Here is an 18,922-nt window from a genome sequence, read left to right on the forward strand (position 1 = left end):
GACGAGTTCACGCGGAGACCGGTTCCGGTGAGGAACCGGATCTTCCGCTAGGCGAGGCCGAGGGCGGCGACGGCCAAGTCGATCGCCTTGATGCCGACGAAGGGCACGAGGATGCCGCCGAGGCCGTAGATCAGCAGGTTGCGTGACAGAAGCGCCCCGGCGCCGATCGGACGATAGCGCACGCCCTTCAAGGATAGCGGGATCAGCGCGATGATGATCAGGGCGTTGAAGATAATCGCCGAGAGGATGGCGCTTTGCGGCGTCGACAGTCCCATGATGTTGAGCACACCGAGCTGCGGATAGAAGGTCAGGAACATCGCCGGGATAATGGCGAAATACTTGGCGATGTCGTTGGCGATCGAAAAGGTCGTCAGCGCGCCGCGTGTCATCAGCAGCTGCTTGCCGATCTCGACGATCTCGATCAGCTTGGTCGGATCGCTGTCGAGGTCGACCATGTTGCCGGCCTCGCGGGCGGCGACCGTGCCGGTGTTCATGGCGACGCCGACATCCGCCTGGGCGAGTGCCGGCGCATCGTTGGTACCGTCGCCGCACATGGCGACGAGCTTGCCCTTGGCCTGTTCCTCGCGCATCAGCGCCAGCTTCATCTCCGGCGTTGCCTGGGCGAGGAAATCGTCGACGCCGGCCTCGGCGGCGATGGCGGCTGCCGTCAGCGGATTGTCGCCCGTGATCATCACGGTGCGGATGCCCATACGGCGCAGCTCCGTGAAACGCTCGCGGATGCCGCCCTTGACGATGTCCTTCAGCTGGATGATGCCGAGCAGCCGGCCGTCGCGGGCAACGGCGAGCGGCGTGCCGCCTGATTTGGCGACCTCGTCGGCGATCGACTGCAGATCGCGCATCACTTCGCTGCCGTTCTTCGAGGGCGTGTCGCCGTTGACGTAGGCGAGCACCGCATCGACTGCACCCTTGCGGATCGAAGCACCTTCGAGATCGACGCCGCTCATGCGGCTTTGGGCGGTGAAGGCAACGAAGGTCGCCTTGAGGCTCGCCATGTCGCGGCCGCGGATCGCATATTTTTCCTTGGCGAGCACGACGATGGAGCGGCCTTCCGGCGTTTCGTCGGCCAGTGAGGCAAGCTGGGCGGCATCGGCAAGTTCCTGTTCGGAAACGCCGCGGACCGGGCGGAAGCTGGTCGCCTGGCGATTGCCCAGCGTGATCGTGCCGGTCTTGTCGAGCAACAGCGTATCGACGTCGCCGGCAGCTTCCACGGCACGGCCGGACATAGCGAGCACGTTGAAGCGGACGAGACGGTCCATGCCGGCAATGCCGATCGCCGACAGCAGCGCGCCGATCGTCGTCGGAATCAGGGTGACGAAGAGGGCGACGAGCACAATGATCGGGATCGAGCCGCCGGCATAGATGGCAAAACTCGGGATCGTCGCGGTGGCGAGCACGAAGATCAGCGTCATCCCGGCAAGCAGGATGTTGAGTGCGATCTCGTTCGGCGTCTTCTGGCGTTGAGCACCTTCGACCAGCGAGATCATCCGGTCGAGGAAGGTGGATCCGGCCGCCGCGGTGATGCGCACGCGGATCCAGTCCGACAGCACCTGCGTGCCGCCGGTCACTGCCGAGCGGTCGCCGCCGGATCTGCGGATAACGGGGGCGGATTCGCCCGTGATCGCTGCTTCATTGACGGAGGCGACACCTTCAATGACCTCGCCGTCCGACGGGATGATGTCGCCCGCCTCGACGAGAACGACGTCGCCGACCTTGAGGCTGGTGCCCGGCACGATACGATAATCGCTGCCGTTGTTGCCGGTGAGCAGCTTCGCCTGGGTTTCAGTGCGCGCCTTGCGGAGGGAATCGGCCTGCGCCTTGCCGCGGCCTTCGGCGACGGCTTCGGCGAAATTGGCAAAGAGCACGGTGAACCAGAGCCAGAGATTGATCTGGAAGGAGAAGCCGAGATTGCCGTTGCCGGCCGCGAGGTCGCGCAGGAAAAGCACGGTGGTGAGCACCGAGACCGTGGCCACGACGAACATCACCGGGTTTCTGGCGAGTGCGCGCGGGTCGAGCTTTTTGAAGGCGGCGCCGACGGCCGGAATGAGGATGCGAGAATCGACGATACTCGCGGATTTTGCCTGGCTCATAAGAGACTCCAGCTTTGAAACGAGGATGGCAGACCGATGTCGGTTAGCCCTGTAAGATCTTGAAGGTCGCCGCGGCGACGAGCAGGCCTGCCATCATCAGCAGAATGATGTCGGAGGCCTGTAGCCTCGGGCTGTTCCCACGTCCCGGCGCGCCGGGACGTGGATGAGAAGCGTGGCGAAACCTGTGGCGGATGATCACGGCATCGCCTCAGAAGGTTTGGCCGGCGATCGCGACCAGGTGTTCGACGACGGGGCCGAGCGCCAAAGCCGGGAAGAAGGTCAGGCCGCCGACGATCAGGATCGTGCCGACGAGCAGGCCGACAAAGAGCGGACCGTCGGTCGGGAAGGTGCCTGCCGAGGCCGGGACCGTCTTCTTGGCGATCAGCGAGCCGGCAATGGCGAGCGCCGGGATGATGACCAGGAAGCGGCCGGCCAGCATGCCGATGCCGAGCGTCACGTTGTACCAGGGCGTATTGCCCGTCAGTCCGCCGAAAGCCGAGCCATTGTTGGCTGCCGCCGACGTATAGGCGTAGAGGATTTCGGAGAAACCGTGCGGGCCGGCCGTGCCGACGGAGGCGACGACGCTCGGCAGAACCGAGGCGATTGCGGTGAAGACCAGCATGGCGAGCGGCAGGCAGAGGATGGCGAGAACGGCCATCTTCATTTCCTTCGCCTCGATCTTCTTGCCGAGGTATTCCGGCGTGCGGCCGACCATCAGGCCGGCGACGAAGACGGCGACGATGATGAACAGCAGAATACCGTAAAAGCCCGCGCCGACGCCACCGACGATGATCTCGCCGAGCTGCATGTTGATCAGCGGGATAAGGCCGCCGAGCGCAGTAAAGCTGCCGTGCATCGCATTGACCGCGCCGCAGGAGGCGGACGTGGTAATGACGGCGAACAGTGAGGACAGGGCAATGCCGAAGCGGACTTCCTTGCCCTCCATGTTGCCGCCGCCGAGACCAAAGGCATGCATCAACGGGTTGCCCGCTGCTTCAGCCGAATAGGTGACGATAACGCCGGCGACGAACAGCACGCCCATCGTGGCAAGAATCGCCCAGCCCTGACGCTGATTACCGACCATGCGGCCGAAGACATTGGTCAGCGCCGCGCCGATCGCGAAGATCGAGACCATCTGGATAAGGTTGGAGATCGCATCGGGGTTTTCGAACGGATGGGCGGAATTGGCGTTGAAGAAGCCGCCGCCATTGGTGCCGAGCATTTTGATCGCGAGCTGCGAGGCGACTGGGCCGACGGCGATTGTCTGCTGCGCGCCTTCGAGCGTCGTCGCATTGACATAGGGTCCGAGTGTCTGCGGCACGCCGAGATAGACATAGACGAGCGTCAGCACGATGCAGATGGGCAGCAGGATATAGAGCGTGCCGCGGGTCATATCGACCCAGAAGTTGCCGATCGCCTTGCCGGACGCCCGTGCGAAGGCCCGGATGAAGGCGACCGCGATCGCCATGCCGGTCGCAGCGGACAAAAAGTTCTGCACCGTGAAGCCGGCCATCTGGGCCAGATATGACACGGTGCTTTCACCGCCGTAATTCTGCCAGTTCGTATTTGTGGTAAAGCTGACGGCGGTGTTGAAGGAAAGGTCCGCCGGGACGGCGGCCATGCCGGCCGGATTATAGGGCAGGATGTCCTGCAGGCGCAGGAGCGCGTAGAGGAAGAGGACGCCGAGCAAGTTGAACATCAACATCGCAAAGGCATAGGAGGTCCAATGCTGCTCCTCGCGTTCGCTGGTGCCGGCAACGCGGTAAAGCCCCCGTTCGATCGGAACGAGGACGGGTGACAGGAGTGTACGCTCGCCGTTGTAGACACGGGTCATGTAACCGCCGAGCGGTTTGACGAGCACAAGGACGATACCGCAATAAAGCAGGATCTGAAGCCATCCGTTGAGGGTCATGGAGGTAAACTTTCAATACCCGGCTGGCTCCCGGTCGCACATGAGCGATCTCAGAAGCGCCGGTTCTCTTTAAAAGCGTTCTGGGCGAAGGAGAGCGTAGGTGAGGTAAACGGTGAGAAACACGGTTACGGCACCGCTCAAGACATAATCGAGGGTCATCGTCGTTTCTCCGGTCACAGCCTGTCGCAGGCTCTGGTGTAGGCAAAGCACAGCGCGAAGAATATGATCGCGGTGCCAAGCAGAATGATATCCATCATGATCGTGACTCCTGTTGCTTTCTTGGAGTCAGACAAGACAAAGGGCGCCCTTCTCGTTGGAAGGGCCGCCTTTCATGCTTTCTGGCGTGGAGATGATCGGTCGATCTCTCGGGCTTCAATATGGAGCCGGAGGCCATAAAGGTTCGAGACGGCCGGAGGACCATGAATATAAAAATCTTATAAAAGCTTTTCGGTGAGCGAGCTAAGGATCGACCCGGAACTGGTATTTGCCTTCGGCACTGCGGCCGTCCATCGAGAGGACGCGCCAGTCGACAGTATAATCCCCGGGGGCCATGGCCGGATCGAGCGGAACCTTGAAGATCGATCCCTCAGGACCGGAGAGAAATGGCTTGCCGGTGGGAATCGCCGTCCCCCGGGCATCCAGCAGGACGGCTGTCGAGCGGGCAAGATCGACCGGGCCGCTGAAGGTGAGCTCGAGATTGGCCGGCACCAGCCTTTCTTCCTGCTGCGGCGGAAGCGATGCTTGTTCCAGGGCAGCAGACGCTTCACCTGCGGTGAAAAGAAGGGATGCGAACAGACAGAATGACACGATCGACTTCATGATGGTCTTCCTTATCTTGCCGATCCGCATGGGCCGGAGCCGTCATGCTTCCGCGAGGCCATGCCGGCGCATGGCTATTAACGCTGCAAGCGATGATTTCGATCCCTTGTCTTTACGACAATCCGCACCGGCCGCGGCTGGCGGTCTTTCGGCAGTGCGGCGATCAGATCCAAAAGCCGTTGCCAGAAATGCCGCAATGGCCCTAGAATCGCCGGGCCGCAGGATCGATTTCCGCCGGCGTTATCGTGATTTTTCTTCATCTCTCTGCCTGTCCTCGTGGCCGGGATGCTCGAATGAAGAATGTACTCCCCGATGGCCTCGGCTGGAATCATACAGAGGTCTTGGAACGCAAATCTTTCGGATTATAGGAAATGGGCATTTCATCGCATGCTGAGCAAAAGCTTGATCTCTTCGATTGAATTACCGCCCCTTACAGTCTTATAGTCGCTTCAACGGCACGCGACGAACCGCGGGCAAAAGGGAAGGAAACCGATCATGACCACAGTCCGTGCGCTGGTGTTGGAGCGCCAGCATGAGCTTGCGCTTCGCGATATCGATATGCCCCTGGAAACAGGACCGGGGCAGGTCAAGATCAAGATTCATACCGTCGGCGTCTGCGGTTCGGACGTTCACTATTATACCCATGGAAAGATTGGTCCGTTCATCGTCAACGCGCCAATGGTGCTCGGTCATGAGGCGGCAGGCACGGTGGTCGAGGTCGGAGCCGGCGTCACGCATCTGAAAGTCGGCGACCGGGTCTGCATGGAGCCCGGCATTCCCGACCCCAATTCCAAGGCAAGCCGGCTCGGCATGTACAATATCGACCCGGCCGTGACCTTCTGGGCGACGCCGCCGATCCATGGCGTGCTGACGGCGGAGGTCGTACATCCCGCAAATTATACCTTCAAGCTGCCAGACAATGTCAGCTTCGCCGAGGGCGCCATGGTCGAGCCCTTTGCCGTCGGCATGCAGGCGGCCAGCAAAGCCAAGATTACACCAGGCGACACCGCCGTCGTCCTCGGCGCCGGGCCGATCGGCACGATGGTGGCGATCGCCGCTCTTGCCGGCGGCTGCGCCCGGGCGATCGTCGCCGATCTCGCTCAGCCCAAACTCGATATCGCCGCGCAATATCAGGGCGTCATTCCAGTCAATATCCGCGAAAAGAACCTGAGCGAAGAGATCGTCCGGCTGACCGATGGTTGGGGTGCCGACGTCGTCTTCGAATGCTCCGGCTCGCCGAAGGCCTGGGAGACGATCATGGCGCTGCCGCGCCCGGGCGGCGCCATCGTCGCCGTCGGCCTGCCGGTCAACCCGATCGGTTTCGATGTCTCGACGGCATCGACCAAGGAGATCCGTATCGAGACGGTGTTCCGCTACGCGCACCAATACGAGCGCTCGATCGCGCTGTTGGCATCCGGCCGCGTCGATCTGAAGCCGCTGATATCAGAGACCTTCACATTCGAGGAGTCGATCAAGGCCTTCGACCGCGCCGTCGAGGCGCGGCCGAGCGACGTCAAGCTGCAGATCGTCATGGAATAAAGGCTCTAAGCGCCGTTACGAGTGCCTGGCGCTTGGTCTCATCTTGCGAAAGGCAAGGGCCGCGGCGGCGACGACAGCCGCGGCTCCGATCGCAATCAGCAGATGGCGGTGAAGGGAAAGGTGGCCCAATATCTGCTCGATGCCGTGCCCGAACAAATAGCCGAGCGCGGTGAAAAGCTGCCCCCAGAGCAAAGCGGCGACGGCATTCAGGACGACGAATTTTCCGGTCGGTATCCGCGTCGTCCCGATCACGATGGGACTGATCGTCCGCAATCCCACGAGGAAACGAAACGCAAGGATGAAGCCGGTGGGATATTTTTCCAGAAGACGGGTTGCGCGCGCCAGCGCCGGCTTTTCCATCAGCCGGCGGACGAGGCTCCATCGGGCCGCGTAACGGCCGGCAAAGAACCAGAACTGGTCGCCGGCGAAGGATCCGGCCATGGCCGCGAGCGACGCCGACCAATAGGGAAGCAACCCGCGATGAGCGATCACGCCGCCGAGAAAGGCGGCCGTTTCGCCTTCGAAGGCAGCCCCCAGAAAGATTGCCAGCAGGCCGTAGTTCTCGATCAGCAGTTCGATGGACACGCGGGTTCGCCTCCAGCTCTTCCCGAGGTCAGGTCACGGCTGAACCGGCTTCAGATCGCCAAGCAGCGTCGGGATCAGCTCCGACACCGTCGGATGGATCGGCACCGACCATTGCAATGCGGGATAAGTGGTCCCGGCATTCATCGCATCGATCAGGCCGTGGATCACCTCGTCGCCCTCGATACCCAATATCGCCGCGCCCAGGATTTTCTTGGTCTCGGCGTCGGCAATCACCTTCATGAAGCCCTTGGTCTCGCCGCGCTCGTTGGCGCGGCCGACGCGGCTCATCGGCCGGGTCGAGACCATGATCCTGCGCCCCGACTCCCGCGCCTGTTTCTCCGTCATGCCGACGCGGCCGAGCGGCGGGTCGATATAGAGCGCATAGGCCAGGATGCGGCTTGAGACCTTGCGATCGTCGCCGTCGAGGAGATTGGCGGCGACGATCTCGAAATCATTGTAGGAAGTGTGGGTGAAGGCGCCGTGGCCGTTGCAGTCGCCGAGCGCCCAGATGCCCTCGACATTGGTGGCAAGCCTGTCGTCGACGGTGATGAAGCCGCGTTTGTCGGTGACAACGCCGGCGGCATCGAGGCCGAGATCGTCGGTATTCGGCTTGCGTCCGGTGGCGATCAACACATGGCTCGCTTCGATCGTCGCCGAGCCGGCAGTGACGCTCACCCCGCTGCCGTTTACGGCAAAGGCGATGTTGTCGGCGTCGGTATGAACGGCGATACCTTCGGCGCGCAGGATGTCGGCGATCGCATCGGATATATCCTCGTCCTCGCGCGATGCTAGCTTCGGCCCGTGCTCGATGACGCTGACCTCGGCACCGAAACGGCGATACATCTGCGCGAATTCCAGCCCGATATAACTGCCGCCGATTACCGCCAGATGCCGCGGCAGCCTATCGAGATGGATGATCGAGGTGCTGGTGAGGTAATCGACATCATGGATACCCGGCAGCTCCGGGATAACCGGCCGCGCGCCGACATTGAGGAAGATTCGCGGCGCAGTCAGCGTCTCGCCGTTGACGCTGACAGTCTTCGGGTCTTCGAAACGGGCATGGCCGTAGATCACGCTCATGCCGTCCATGCCGGTGAGCCAGCCGATCAGGCCGTTGCGGGCATTCATCGTCACGGTTTCGGCGCGGGCTCTGACCACCTTCATGTCGATGGCGATTTCGCCGGGGATATTGACGCCGTAGGCGGCGCCGCTTCTGGCGACATGGGCGGCGCGGGCGCTGGCGACCAGCGTCTTGGTCGGCATGCAGCCGGCATTGACGCAGGTGCCGCCGAGGAATTTGCGCTCGATCAGCGCCACCTTCACGCCCTTTTCGACCATGCGGGCGGCAAGCGACGGGCCAGCCTGGCCGGCGCCGATAACGATAGCGTCGAAACTTTTCATGCGACGGCTCCCACGATCAGCACCGCGCCGATGACGGCGACGGCATCCTCGATAAGGGCGGCCGGCAGGTCCTTGCCGAAGGAGGCGGCAAGCCGGCTGCGGGCGGCAGCGCCGCCATAGGTGCCGATGACGGCGCCGATCACGCCGGCGATCAGCCCGCCGAAAAGCAGGCTGCTGGCGGCCCCGATCGCAGCACCCGACAGCGCGCCTGAAACAATGCGGGCGCCAAACTGCATCGGCACCTTGCGCGACGGCGTCGACGGCAGCTGGTCGGCGATCAGTTCGATGACCGCGAGAACGGTGAATATCCACGGCGTCCAGTGATAGCCCATGAAGGCAAGCGGCGTCTGCGACACGTCGAACCAACCGAGAGCTGCGCCCCAGGCGACGGCGGCTGGCGCTGTCATGGTGCGAAGGCCCGAGATGACACCAATCAGCAATGCAAGAAGTAGAAACATGCGATCCCCCTCATTGCCGGCCTCGTGCCACGGCAAGGAAGGTTGCACATTGTCAGGCGCGTTGCAATTCGCCTTACCCTGCAGGCGAGTTAGTTCGCAAAGGCCGCGATGCCGGTGATCGCCCGGCCGATGATCAGCGCGTGGATGTCATGCGTGCCCTCATAGGTGTTGACCACTTCGAGGTTGACGAGATGACGGGCGATGCCGAATTCGTCGGAGATGCCGTTGCCGCCGAGCATGTCGCGGGCCCCACGGGCAATCTCCAGCGCCTTGCCGCAGCTGTTGCGCTTGAGGATCGAGGTCAGCTCCACCGGCGGATGACCTTCCTCCTTCATGCGGCCGAGCCGCAGGCAGCCCTGCAGGCCGAGCGAGATCTCCGCTGCCATGTCGGCGAGCTTCTTCTGGATCAACTGATTGGCGGCAAGCGGTCGGCCGAACTGTTTGCGCTCCAGCGTATATTGCCGCGCTCTGGCATAACAATCCTCGGCAGCGCCGAGCGCGCCCCAGGCGATGCCGAAGCGGGCCGAATTGAGGCAGGTGAACGGTCCCTTGAGGCCGGTGACGCCGGGCAGCAGGTTTTCCTCCGGCACGAAGACCCCGTCCATCACCACTTCGCCGGTGATCGAGGCGCGCAGGCCGACCTTGCCGTGGATCGCAGGCGCCGAAAGCCCCTTCCAGCCCTTTTCGAGGATGAAACCGCGGATCAGCCCGTCCTCGGTCTTGGCCCAGACGACGAAGACGTCGGCGATCGGCGCGTTCGAGATCCAGGTCTTCGAGCCGGTGAGGCTGTAGCCGCCGTCGACCTTTTTCGCGCGTGTCGCCATCGAGCCGGGATCGGAGCCGTGATCGGGTTCGGTCAGGCCGAAACAGCCGATCCATTCGCCGGTGGCGAGTTTCGGCAGGTATTTCAGCTTCTGCGCTTCAGAGCCGAAGGTGTCGATCGGCACCATCACCAGCGAGGACTGCACGCTCATCATCGACCGATAGCCGCTGTCGACCCGCTCGACCTCGCGGGCGATCAGGCCGTAGGCGGTGTAACTGAGGCCGGCGCCGCCGTAATCCGGCGAGATCGTCGGGCCGAGCAGGCCGAGTTCGCCCATTTCGCGGAAGATTTCGGGATCGGTCTTTTCATTGCGGAAGGCGTCGAGAACGCGGGGCGCAAGCTTTCCCTGCGCATAGGCATGGGCCGTATTCTGCACCATGCGCTCCTCGTCGGTCAGCTGCTCCAACAGGCGGAAGGGGTCGGCCCAGTCGAAAACCTCGCGCGTATGCTGCATGTCGGCGTCTCCTCACCCTTGACTTCAGGCTTGCCTCGCTCAAAGTCGCATAGACCCGCCAGCCGACCGCGTCAACAGAAGGCAGACCCGTCGAAAAGACAGGACGCGCCATCTTTTCAAAAGCGCCGGCATGCTCCACTTTGCCGGCGATCGATTCTGGAACGAGGAGACGGAAATGTCGTCAAGCGATCTGTTCGTATCGGCCGAAGGCGCCGAATGGGTCAATCCCGAGCCCGGCGTTACCAGGCGCATCATGACCTATCTGCCCGAGATGATGATGGTGGAAGTGGCCTTCGAGAGCGGCGCCGTCGGTGCTGCCCATTCGCATCCGCACATACAGGCAAGTTATGTCGCCGAGGGCAGCTTCGAGGTGACGATCGATGGCCGGACCGAGGTGTTGCGTCAGGGCGGCAGCTTCATCGTGCCCCCCAATCTCGTCCACGGCGTCAAGGCGCTGGAAAAGGGCCGGCTGATCGATACCTTCACGCCGCACCGCGCCGAGTTTCTCAAATAGTCAGCTTTCTACTTCCGACCGACGCGTCGGGCCGGCTGGAGTGACATAGGGCGGCACGAAGCGGGCGTCCTCGCCGCGCACGGCCTCACGCAGGAAGTCGATGACGGCGCGCACGCGCGGCGCCTGTTTCAGATCGCGGTGGCAGGTGATCCAGTAATGGCGCTTGAGGTCGATCTCCTCGGGCAGCACGCGCACAAGCTCGGGATAACGGCTGGCGAAGAAATAGGGCAGGATGCAGAGGCCGAGGCCGTTTCGGGTTGCGGTGAGCTGGGCGAAGATGCTGGAACTCTGGAATTGCGGCTTGATGCGCGGATGCACATCGCTGAGATAATCCAGGCCCGGCGCGAAAATCATCTCCTCGATATAACTGACGAAGGGATGTCCAAGCAGGTCCTCGCGGCAGGTGATGGCGGGCGCCTTTGCCAGATAGTCGCGCGAGCCGTAGATCTGCAGGTGATAGTCGGTCAGCTTCTCGGCGAAATAAGGCCCGCCCTTCGGCTCGTCGAGCACGACGGAAAGATCGGCCTCCTTGCGCGACAGCGACATGATCTGCTGGATCGTCACCAGCTCGAGCGAGAGATGCGGATGCTGGGCGGCAAACCGGTGCAGAACGGTCGCGAAGAAGAAATTGGCAAAACCCTCCGGCGCGCTGAAGCGCACGAGGCCGCGCTGCGCCATCGAGCCGTCGGCGAGGTCGGCGCGCAGCCGCTCGGTCTCCTGCTCCATCCTCTCGGCCGTCTCGACAAAGCGCGTGCCCATGGCGGTCAGTACGTAACCGCGCGGATTGCGCTCGAAGAGCTTGACCTTGAGTGCGAATTCCAGCCGGTCGATGCGCCGCGAGACGGTCGCATGGCTGGAGCGCAGCTGGCGGGCCGCCGTCGACAGCTGTCCAGTGCGGGCGACGGCTAGAAAAAACTGCAGATCGTCCCAAGTAAACTGCGGCGGATTGTTCATTTCGATCCTCGTCTGTTCAAAAACGAACAGATACTGTTTGGAATTAGTTGTAAATGACCCGTTGCTTCAATGCGGAATTTCCGTGATCGTAGGGAGAGGGTCCGTCGTTCTGAGGAGTGCGGCTGGCCAAATCTGAACAGAACCGCAATCCGGCTCATCTCTGGGAGGAGAGAATATGCGTAAGAATCTCGTTGCATCAGTTGCATTTCTGCTGGCGAGCAGCACGGCGGTGCTCGCGCAGAGCGCGACCGACGGCAAGGTCAAGATCGGTATCCTGAACGACCAGTCGGGCGTCTATGCCGATTTTGGCGGCAAGTCTTCCGTCGAAGCCGCCAAGATGGCGGTCGAGGATTTCGGCGGCAAGGTGCTTGATGTGCCGGTCGAGATCGTCGATGCCGACCACCAGAACAAGCCCGATATCGCCTCCAACATCGCCCGGCAGTGGTATGACACCGAGCAGGTGGATGCGATCATGGAGCTGACGACCTCGTCGGTGGCGCTCGCGGTGCAGGCGATCGCCAAGGAAAAGAAGAAGATCGACATCGTCACCGGTGCGGCGACGACGGATCTCACCGGCAAGGCCTGCTCACCCTACGGCTTCCATTGGGCCTACGACACCCATGCGCTTGCCGTCGGCACCGGCGGCGCGCTGGTCAAGCAGGGCGGCGACAGCTGGTTCTTCCTGACCGCCGACTATGCTTTCGGCTATTCGCTGGAGCAGCAGACCACCGACTACGTCAAGGCGAGCGGCGGCACGGTCGTCGGCGCTGTCCGCCATCCACTTTCGACCCAGGACTTCTCGTCCTTCCTGCTGCAGGCGCAATCATCCGGCGCCAAGGTGATTGGCCTCGCCAATGCCGGCCTCGATACCTCGAACGCCATCAAGCAGGCGGCCGAATTCGGCATCACCCAAGGCGGCCAGCATCTGGCGGCGCTGCTCTTCACGCTCGCCGAAGTCCATGGTCTCGGCCTCGAAGCGGCGCAGGGCCTGACGCTGACCGAAGGCTATTACTGGAACCGCGACGACGAGAGCCGCGCCTTCGCCAAGAAATTTTTCGCCCGCACCGGCAAGATGCCGAACATGATCCATGCCGGCACCTATTCGGCGGTGATGCAATATCTCAAGGCGGTGCAGAAGGCTGGCACCGACGAGACGGAAGCCGTCGCCAAACAGCTGCATGAAATGCCTGTCGACGACGTCTTCGGCCGCGGCGGCACGGTCGGCGCCAATGGCCGCATGATCCACGATATGTACCTGCTGCAGGTCAAGAAGCCGGCCGACAGCAAGGAGCCGTGGGATTACTACAACGTTCTCGCCACCATTCCCGGCAAGGAAGCCTATATCGACCCCGCCAAGAGCGGCTGCGATCTGGTGAAGTGAGCGCAATGGCGGTTTCCGCGATTGAAACTCAGGAAAAGCCGCGGGTGGTCTTATCTGCCCGCGGCCTGCGCCGCGATTTCGGCGGCTTCACTGCCGTCAAGAACGTCGATCTCGACGTGCATGACGCCAGCGTGCATGCGCTCATCGGCCCGAACGGCGCCGGCAAGACGACGGTCTTCAACTTGCTGACCAAGTTCCTGCAGCCGACGGCAGGCACGATCACACTGATGGGCATCGACATCACGCACACGCCGCCCGATAAGGTGGCGCGCATGGGGCTGGTGCGCTCCTTCCAAATCTCGGCGGTCTTCCCGCACCTGTCCGTTCTCGACAATGTGCGCGTGGCACTGCAGCGGCCGAACAATCTTTCCACCCAGTTCTGGCGACCGCTTTCGGCGCTCGACCGGCTGAACGAGCGCGCCGAGCAGCTGCTCGCCAGCGTCGGGCTTTCCAAGGAGCGTGATCATATCGCCGCCGATCTTTCCTATGGCCGCAAGCGGGTGCTGGAAATCGCCACGACGCTGGCGCTGGATCCGAAGGTGCTGCTGCTCGACGAGCCGATGGCCGGCATGGGGCTTGAGGATGTCGGCGTCGTCTCGGCGATCATCCGCGACGTCGCGCGCGACCGGGCAGTGCTGATGGTCGAGCACAATCTCTCCGTCGTCGCCAATATCTGCCAGCATGTGACGGTACTGCAGCGTGGCGAAATCCTTGCCGAGGGCGATTATGCCACCGTCAGCCAGGACGAGCGAGTGCGGGTGGCCTATATGGGCACGGAGGAGCATTGATGGCCGCTCTCCTCGAAATCGAGGGACTCAACGCCTGGTACGGCGAAAGCCATGTCTTGCACGGCGTCGACATGCGGGTGGCCGAAGGCGAGACGATCACCATTCTCGGCCGCAACGGCGTCGGCAAGACGACGACGCTGCGCACCATCACCGGCATCGTGCGGGCCCGCAAGGGCAGGATCAGCTTTGCCGGCAGCGACATGATGCAGGTGCCGCTGCACAAGACGGCGCATCGCGGCATCGGCTTCGTGCCGGAAGAGCGCGGCATCTTCTCGACGCTCACCGTGTCGGAAAACCTGCTGCTGCCGCCAGTGGTGGCGAAAGGCGGCATGACGCTCGACGAGATCTACGAGCTTTTCCCCAATCTCTATGAGCGTCGCGGCAGCCCTGGAACCAAGCTTTCCGGCGGCGAGCAGCAGATGCTGGCGATCGCCCGGATTCTGCGCACCGGTGTGCGGCTGCTCATTCTCGACGAACCGACGGAGGGGCTTGCCCCCGGTCATCGTCCAGCGCATCGGCGAGGTGCTGCAGACGCTGAAAGGACGCGGCATGACGATCCTGCTCGTCGAGCAGAATTTCCGTTTCGCCAGCCGTATTGCCGATCGCTTCTATCTGATGGATCATGGGCAGATGGTGTCGGAATTCCCGGTCGGCGAACTGCCGCAGCGCATGGATACGCTGCACAAGGTTCTGGGAGTATGACCAGATGACGATGATCTTCGGCATTCCCCTGCAGGCGATGCTCGGCCAGCTGTTGATCGGCCTGATCAACGGCTCGTTCTATGCTCTGCTCAGCCTTGGCCTTGCCATCATTTTCGGCCTACTCAGGGTGATCAACTTCGCCCATGGCGCGCAATATATGCTCGGCGCCTTCGCCGCCTATCTGCTGCTCACCTATGCCGGCATCGGCTATTGGCCGTCGCTGATCCTGGCGCCCGTCATCGTCGGTCTTGCCGGTGCGATCATCGAGCGGCTGTTCCTGCGCCGGCTCTACGATCTCGATCCGCTCTACGGACTGCTTTTCACCTTCGGGCTGGCGCTCGCGGTCGAAGGCACCTTCCGTTATCTCTACGGCTCGTCCGGCCAGCCCTATGCGACGCCGGCAGCACTCGCCGGCGGCGCCAATCTCGGCTTCATGTTCCTGCCGATCTATCGCGGCTGGGTGGTCGTCGTCTCGCTCGTTATCTGCCTCGGCACATGGCTGCTGATCGAGAAGACCAAGCTCGGTGCCTATCTCAGGGCCGCCACCGAAAACGCGGTGCTGGTGCAGGTCTTCGGCGTCAACGTGCCGGTGCTGCTGACGCTGACCTACGCGCTCGGCGCCGGTCTTGCCGCCTTCGCCGGCGTGCTGGCGGCGCCGATCTACCAGGTCTCGCCGCTGATGGGCTCGAACATGATCATCGTCGTCTTCGCCGTGGTGGTCGTCGGCGGCATGGGATCGATCATGGGCGCGATCATCACCGGTTATGTGCTCGGCATCGCCGAGGGCCTGACCAAGGTCTTCTATCCCGAGGCCTCCAACATCGTGATCTTCGTCATTATGGCGATCGTGCTTCTCATCAGGCCCGCGGGCCTCTTCGGCCGGGATGCTTGACATGGCTGATATCACCGACACTATCCGCACGGAAAGAAGCCGGACCGCCCTTTCGGTCCAGGCGGGCTTCCTCGCCATCGGGCTTTTGCTCCTGCTTCTGGCGCCGTTCTTTTTCTATCCGATCTTCCTGATGAAGCTGCTGTGCTTCGCGCTGTTTGCCTGCGCCTTCAACCTGCTGCTCGGTTATACCGGCCTGCTGTCCTTCGGCCATGCCACCTTCTTCGGCGGGGCTGCCTATTTCACCGCCTATACGGTGAAGGCATGGGGGCTGCCGCCGGAGCTCGGCATCCTGATCGGCGTGGCGGGTGCGGCGTTCCTCGGGTTGGTGATGGGCTTCTTCGCCATCCGCCGCCAGGGCATCTATTTCGCGATGATCACGCTGGCGCTGTCGCAGATGTTCTTCTTCTTTTGCCTGCAGGCGAAGTTTACCGAAGGCGAGGACGGCATCCAGTCGGTGCCGCGCGGCCATCTCTTCGGCTTCATCGATCTGAACAGCTCGACCAACATGTATTATTTCGTACTGGCGATGTTCATCATCGGCCTGCTGATCATCTGGCGTTTCATAAACTCGCCCTTCGGTATGATCCTGAGATCGATCCGTGAGAACGAAAACCGGGCGATCTCGCTCGGTTATTCCGTGGCGCGCTACAAGCTTGGCGCCTTCGTCATGTCGGCAGCACTTGCGGGGCTGGCCGGCGCGGTGAAATCGATCGTCTTCCAATTCGCGACCCTGACCGACGTTGCCTGGCAGATGTCGGGCGAGGTGATCCTGATGACGCTGCTCGGCGGCATCGGCACGCTGATCGGCCCGCTCTTCGGCGCCGGGCTGGTGGTGGCGCTGGAAAACTACCTCGCCACCTCGGAATTCCCGGTCACGATCATCACCGGCATCGTCTTCATGGTCTGCGTGCTGATTTTCCGCCGCGGCATCATCGGCGAATTCTACGCCTCGCGGCTGGGGCGGAAACTGGGCTTCGTCTATCGCCGCTGAATGGGCGGACCCCTGTCCTTCGGGACAGGCGGCGGCGCTGCGACTCTCCCTCTCCCCGTCCCGCGGGGAGAGGGAAGCGGCAAGCATCTAGAGTTTCGTGCGGGGCGCACATGGATCGTTACGACTATATCATCATCGGGGCGGGCAGTGCCGGCTGCGTGCTTGCCAACCGGCTGTCGGCCGATGGCCGGAGCCGGGTGCTGCTGTTGGAAGCCGGCGGCAGCGATAATTACCACTGGATCCATATCCCGGTCGGTTATCTCTATTGCATCAACAATCCGCGCACCGACTGGTGTTTCACCACGGCGCCGGAAGCCGGACTGAACGGCCGGGCGCTGAGTTATCCCCGCGGCAAGGTGCTCGGCGGCTGCTCGTCGATCAACGGCATGATCTATATGCGCGGCCAGGCGCGCGATTACGATCTCTGGCGGCAGATGGGTTGCAGCGGCTGGGGCTGGGACGATGTTCTGCCCTTCTTCCGCAAGTCCGAGGATTTTTATCGCGGCGCCGACGACATGCACGGCGCCGGCGGCGAATGGCGCATCGAAAGGGCGCGCGTACGCTGGGCCGTGCTCGACGCCTTCCAGCAGGCGGCGAGAGAGGCAGGTATCCCTGAGACGGCGGATTTCAACCGCGGCAGCAATGAAGGCTCTGGCTATTTCGACGTCAACCAGCGTTCCGGCATTCGCTGGAACACCTCGAAGGCCTTCCTGCGCCCGGCGCGGAGACGCTCCAACCTGACCGTCCTCATCAAGGCGCAGGTCCGGCGGCTGCTGGTGGAGGAGGGGGCCGTCACCGGCGTCGAATTCCAGCACGATGGCGTGGCGAAACGCGCCTATGCGGGCAAGGAAACCATTCTATCGGCCGGGTCGATCGGCTCGCCGCATATTCTGGAGCTCTCAGGGATCGGCAGGGGCGAGGTTCTCCAGCGGGCAGGCGTCGATGTCATCACCGAGGTGAAGGGTGTCGGCGAGAACCTGCAAGACCATCTGCAACTGCGTCTGGCCTATAAGGTGACGGGCGTTCCGACGCTGAACGAGAAGGCGACGAAGCTGATCGGCAAGGCGGCGATCGGGCTCGAATATCTCGTCCGCCGCTCCGGACCGATGGCGATGGCGCCGAGCCAGCTCGGCATCTTTACCCGCTCGGGGCCGGACCGGGAAACGCCCGACCTGCAATATCACGTGCAGCCGGTCTCGCTGGAGAAGTTCGGCGATCCCGTCCATCCCTTCCCGGCGATTACCGCGAGCGTCTGCAATCTGAGGCCGGAAAGCCGCGGTTCAGTGCATCTGTCGAGCCCGGATTTCGCCGGCCAGCCGACGATCAGCCCGAAATACCTCTCGACGCAGCGCGATCGTGACATAGCTGTCCGCTCGATACGGTTGACGCGCAAGATCGTCGCGCAGCCTTCCTTCGCGCGGTTCAAGCCGGAGGAATTCAAGCCGGGCCTGAGCTATCAGACCGAGGCTGATCTGGAGCGGGCGGCGGGCGAGATCGGCACGACGATCTTCCATCCCGTCGGCACCTGCCGCATGGGCGCCGACAGAGACAGCGTCGTCGACCCCCGGCTGAAACTGCGGGCACTCGGCAAGCTCCGGATCGCCGACGCCTCGGTGATGCCGTCGATCACCTCGGGCAACACAAATTCGCCGACGATCATGATCGCCGAAAAGGCGGCGGCGATGATCCTCGAAGACAATCGATAGGAGAAGACCATGGCAAGGATCGCATTCATCGGGCTTGGCAATATGGGCGGGCCGATGGCGGCCAATCTCGTCAAATCGGGTCACGAGGTTCTCGGTTTCGATCTCGCGGCCTCCGTGCTGAAGGCGGCCGAGGAAAGCGGCGTCAAACCGGCAAGCCATGCCAGCCAGGCGGTCAAGGACGCCGAGATCATCATCACAATGCTGCCGCAGGGCAAGCACGTGCTGACGGCATGGACCGATATCCTGCAGACCGCGGCGCAGGACACGCTGGTCATCGATTGCTCGACGATCGATGTCGAGAGCAGCCGCAAAGCGCATGAGATGGCCAAGGCCGCAAGCTGCCTGTCGCTCGACGCGCCCGTCTCCGGCGGCACCGGCGGGGCGAGCGCCGGCACCCTGACCTTCATGGCGGGCGGCTCGGACGAGGCCTTCGCCAGGGCGAAACCGATCCTTGAGGCGATGGGCAAGAAGATCGTCCATTGCGGCGAGGCCGGTGCCGGACAGGCGGCGAAAATCTGCAACAACATGATCCTCGGTATCTCGATGGTCGGCGTCTGCGAGGCCTTTGTGCTCGCCGAAAAACTCGGCCTCTCGCACCAGGCGCTGTTCGACGTCGCCTCGACCTCATCCGGCCAATGCTGGTCGATCAATACCTATTGCCCGGTGCCTGGGCCGGTGCCGACTTCGCCCGCGAACAACGACTACAAGCCGGGTTTCGCCGCGGCGCTGATGCTGAAGGATCTGAGACTCTCGCAGGAGGCGGCGCTGGCGAGCGGCGCGTCAACGCCGATGGGTGCGGAAGCGGCCCAGCTTTTTGCGCTCTTCGAAAAGCAGGGCAATGGCGGACGGGATTTCTCCGCCATCATCGAGATGTTCCGGGAAAAGGCGTAAACGA

General features: G+C 62.8%; 17 protein-coding genes and 1 pseudogene. 9 read left to right on the forward strand and 9 right to left on the reverse strand.

Features of this window, described 5'->3' with window-relative positions; all coding sequences use genetic code 11:
- Positions 1–47 precede the first annotated feature (47 nt).
- The 4 genes from kdpB to ACS4RS_RS23215 all read right to left on the reverse strand — a co-directional run bounded on the left by kdpB (position 48) and on the right by ACS4RS_RS23215 (position 4,839).
- Entirely contained in the window at positions 48–2,108 is a 2,061-nt protein-coding gene (gene kdpB / locus ACS4RS_RS23200; protein WP_449314034.1) for a potassium-transporting ATPase subunit KdpB, read from the reverse strand.
- Positions 2,109–2,316: 208 nt separating this feature from the next.
- Positions 2,317–4,020: a potassium-transporting ATPase subunit KdpA gene (gene kdpA, locus ACS4RS_RS23205; protein ID WP_439013615.1), complete on the reverse strand. Its 1,704-nt coding sequence runs from the start codon at positions 4,018–4,020 to the stop codon at positions 2,317–2,319.
- Positions 4,021–4,089: 69 nt separating this feature from the next.
- Entirely contained in the window at positions 4,090–4,179 is a 90-nt protein-coding gene (locus ACS4RS_RS23210; RefSeq protein ID WP_003547774.1) for a K(+)-transporting ATPase subunit F, read from the reverse strand.
- Between the two features lie 300 nt (positions 4,180–4,479).
- Positions 4,480–4,839 carry a copper resistance protein CopC gene (locus tag ACS4RS_RS23215; protein ID WP_439013616.1) on the reverse strand — a complete coding sequence of 120 codons (360 nt, stop codon included), beginning with the start codon at positions 4,837–4,839 and terminating at the stop codon, positions 4,480–4,482.
- A 495-nt stretch (positions 4,840–5,334) separates the two neighbouring features.
- Between ACS4RS_RS23215 and ACS4RS_RS23220 the strand changes: the two genes are divergently transcribed.
- A complete protein-coding gene (locus ACS4RS_RS23220; RefSeq protein ID WP_439013617.1) occupies positions 5,335–6,378 on the forward strand; it encodes an NAD(P)-dependent alcohol dehydrogenase in 1,044 nt (347 codons plus the stop codon).
- A gap of 15 nt (positions 6,379–6,393) precedes the next feature.
- Here ACS4RS_RS23220 and ACS4RS_RS23225 read toward each other — a convergent pair whose 3' ends face one another.
- The 4 genes from ACS4RS_RS23225 to ACS4RS_RS23240 form a co-directional block, all read right to left on the reverse strand.
- A complete protein-coding gene (locus ACS4RS_RS23225; protein ID WP_439013618.1) occupies positions 6,394–6,963 on the reverse strand; it encodes a VTT domain-containing protein in 570 nt (189 codons plus the stop codon).
- Positions 6,964–6,996: 33 nt separating this feature from the next.
- A complete protein-coding gene (locus tag ACS4RS_RS23230; protein ID WP_439013619.1) occupies positions 6,997–8,364 on the reverse strand; it encodes an FAD-containing oxidoreductase in 1,368 nt (455 codons plus the stop codon).
- A complete protein-coding gene (locus tag ACS4RS_RS23235) occupies positions 8,361–8,822 on the reverse strand; it encodes a DUF4126 family protein (RefSeq protein ID WP_439013620.1) in 462 nt (153 codons plus the stop codon). Before ACS4RS_RS23235 ends, ACS4RS_RS23230 begins: the two co-directional genes overlap by 4 nt.
- 89 nt (positions 8,823–8,911) lie before the next feature.
- Positions 8,912–10,099 (reverse strand): acyl-CoA dehydrogenase, encoded by a 1,188-nt coding sequence (locus ACS4RS_RS23240; RefSeq protein WP_439013621.1) that lies wholly within the window; start codon positions 10,097–10,099, stop codon positions 8,912–8,914.
- Between the two features lie 175 nt (positions 10,100–10,274).
- Between ACS4RS_RS23240 and ACS4RS_RS23245 the strand changes: the two genes are divergently transcribed.
- A complete protein-coding gene (locus tag ACS4RS_RS23245) occupies positions 10,275–10,613 on the forward strand; it encodes a cupin domain-containing protein (RefSeq protein WP_003594586.1) in 339 nt (112 codons plus the stop codon).
- Here ACS4RS_RS23245 and ACS4RS_RS23250 read toward each other — a convergent pair whose 3' ends face one another.
- Positions 10,614–11,567 carry a LysR substrate-binding domain-containing protein gene (locus tag ACS4RS_RS23250; protein ID WP_439013622.1) on the reverse strand — a complete coding sequence of 318 codons (954 nt, stop codon included), beginning with the start codon at positions 11,565–11,567 and terminating at the stop codon, positions 10,614–10,616.
- 175 nt (positions 11,568–11,742) lie between these two features.
- Between ACS4RS_RS23250 and ACS4RS_RS23255 the strand changes: the two genes are divergently transcribed.
- From ACS4RS_RS23255 to mmsB, 7 genes and pseudogenes are all read left to right on the forward strand, one after another.
- Positions 11,743–12,948 carry an ABC transporter substrate-binding protein gene (locus tag ACS4RS_RS23255; protein ID WP_439013623.1) on the forward strand — a complete coding sequence of 402 codons (1,206 nt, stop codon included), beginning with the start codon at positions 11,743–11,745 and terminating at the stop codon, positions 12,946–12,948.
- 5 nt (positions 12,949–12,953) lie between these two features.
- Entirely contained in the window at positions 12,954–13,736 is a 783-nt protein-coding gene (locus ACS4RS_RS23260; RefSeq protein ID WP_439013624.1) for an ATP-binding cassette domain-containing protein, read from the forward strand.
- A pseudogene (locus tag ACS4RS_RS23265) lies at positions 13,736–14,438 on the forward strand (ABC transporter ATP-binding protein). Before ACS4RS_RS23260 ends, ACS4RS_RS23265 begins: the two are co-directional and overlap by 1 nt.
- Positions 14,439–14,442: 4 nt before the next feature.
- Positions 14,443–15,330, forward strand: a complete 888-nt coding sequence (locus ACS4RS_RS23270; protein ID WP_439013626.1) for an ABC transporter permease subunit — start codon at positions 14,443–14,445, stop codon at positions 15,328–15,330.
- A 1-nt stretch (position 15,331) separates the two neighbouring features.
- Complete coding sequence (locus ACS4RS_RS23275; RefSeq protein ID WP_439013627.1) at positions 15,332–16,321, forward strand: ABC transporter permease subunit; 990 nt, start codon at positions 15,332–15,334, stop codon at positions 16,319–16,321.
- A gap of 110 nt (positions 16,322–16,431) precedes the next feature.
- Positions 16,432–18,027 carry a GMC family oxidoreductase N-terminal domain-containing protein gene (locus ACS4RS_RS23280; RefSeq protein WP_439013628.1) on the forward strand — a complete coding sequence of 532 codons (1,596 nt, stop codon included), beginning with the start codon at positions 16,432–16,434 and terminating at the stop codon, positions 18,025–18,027.
- A 9-nt stretch (positions 18,028–18,036) separates the two neighbouring features.
- Positions 18,037–18,918 carry a 3-hydroxyisobutyrate dehydrogenase gene (gene mmsB / locus ACS4RS_RS23285; RefSeq protein ID WP_439013629.1) on the forward strand — a complete coding sequence of 294 codons (882 nt, stop codon included), beginning with the start codon at positions 18,037–18,039 and terminating at the stop codon, positions 18,916–18,918.
- The last annotated feature ends 4 nt before the right edge of the window (positions 18,919–18,922 follow it).

This window comes from Rhizobium sp. F40D2 (assembly GCF_051810745.2).
GTDB lineage: Bacteria > Pseudomonadota > Alphaproteobacteria > Rhizobiales > Rhizobiaceae > Rhizobium.

Coding starts and splice junctions, on each gene's coding strand:
- kdpB (WP_449314034.1), bottom strand. CDS start 2,108: ATGAGCCAGGCAAAATCCGCGAGTATCGTCGATTCTCGCATCCTCATT.
- kdpA (WP_439013615.1), bottom strand. CDS start 4,020: ATGACCCTCAACGGATGGCTTCAGATCCTGCTTTATTGCGGTATCGTC.
- ACS4RS_RS23210 (WP_003547774.1), bottom strand. CDS start 4,179: ATGACCCTCGATTATGTCTTGAGCGGTGCCGTAACCGTGTTTCTCACC.
- ACS4RS_RS23215 (WP_439013616.1), bottom strand. CDS start 4,839: ATGAAGTCGATCGTGTCATTCTGTCTGTTCGCATCCCTTCTTTTCACC.
- ACS4RS_RS23220 (WP_439013617.1), top strand. CDS start 5,335: ATGACCACAGTCCGTGCGCTGGTGTTGGAGCGCCAGCATGAGCTTGCG.
- ACS4RS_RS23230 (WP_439013619.1), bottom strand. CDS start 8,364: ATGAAAAGTTTCGACGCTATCGTTATCGGCGCCGGCCAGGCTGGCCCG.
- ACS4RS_RS23235 (WP_439013620.1), bottom strand. CDS start 8,822: ATGTTTCTACTTCTTGCATTGCTGATTGGTGTCATCTCGGGCCTTCGC.
- ACS4RS_RS23240 (WP_439013621.1), bottom strand. CDS start 10,099: ATGCAGCATACGCGCGAGGTTTTCGACTGGGCCGACCCCTTCCGCCTG.
- ACS4RS_RS23245 (WP_003594586.1), top strand. CDS start 10,275: ATGTCGTCAAGCGATCTGTTCGTATCGGCCGAAGGCGCCGAATGGGTC.
- ACS4RS_RS23250 (WP_439013622.1), bottom strand. CDS start 11,567: ATGAACAATCCGCCGCAGTTTACTTGGGACGATCTGCAGTTTTTTCTA.
- ACS4RS_RS23255 (WP_439013623.1), top strand. CDS start 11,743: ATGCGTAAGAATCTCGTTGCATCAGTTGCATTTCTGCTGGCGAGCAGC.
- ACS4RS_RS23260 (WP_439013624.1), top strand. CDS start 12,954: ATGGCGGTTTCCGCGATTGAAACTCAGGAAAAGCCGCGGGTGGTCTTA.
- ACS4RS_RS23270 (WP_439013626.1), top strand. CDS start 14,443: ATGACGATGATCTTCGGCATTCCCCTGCAGGCGATGCTCGGCCAGCTG.
- ACS4RS_RS23275 (WP_439013627.1), top strand. CDS start 15,332: ATGGCTGATATCACCGACACTATCCGCACGGAAAGAAGCCGGACCGCC.
- ACS4RS_RS23280 (WP_439013628.1), top strand. CDS start 16,432: ATGGATCGTTACGACTATATCATCATCGGGGCGGGCAGTGCCGGCTGC.
- mmsB (WP_439013629.1), top strand. CDS start 18,037: ATGGCAAGGATCGCATTCATCGGGCTTGGCAATATGGGCGGGCCGATG.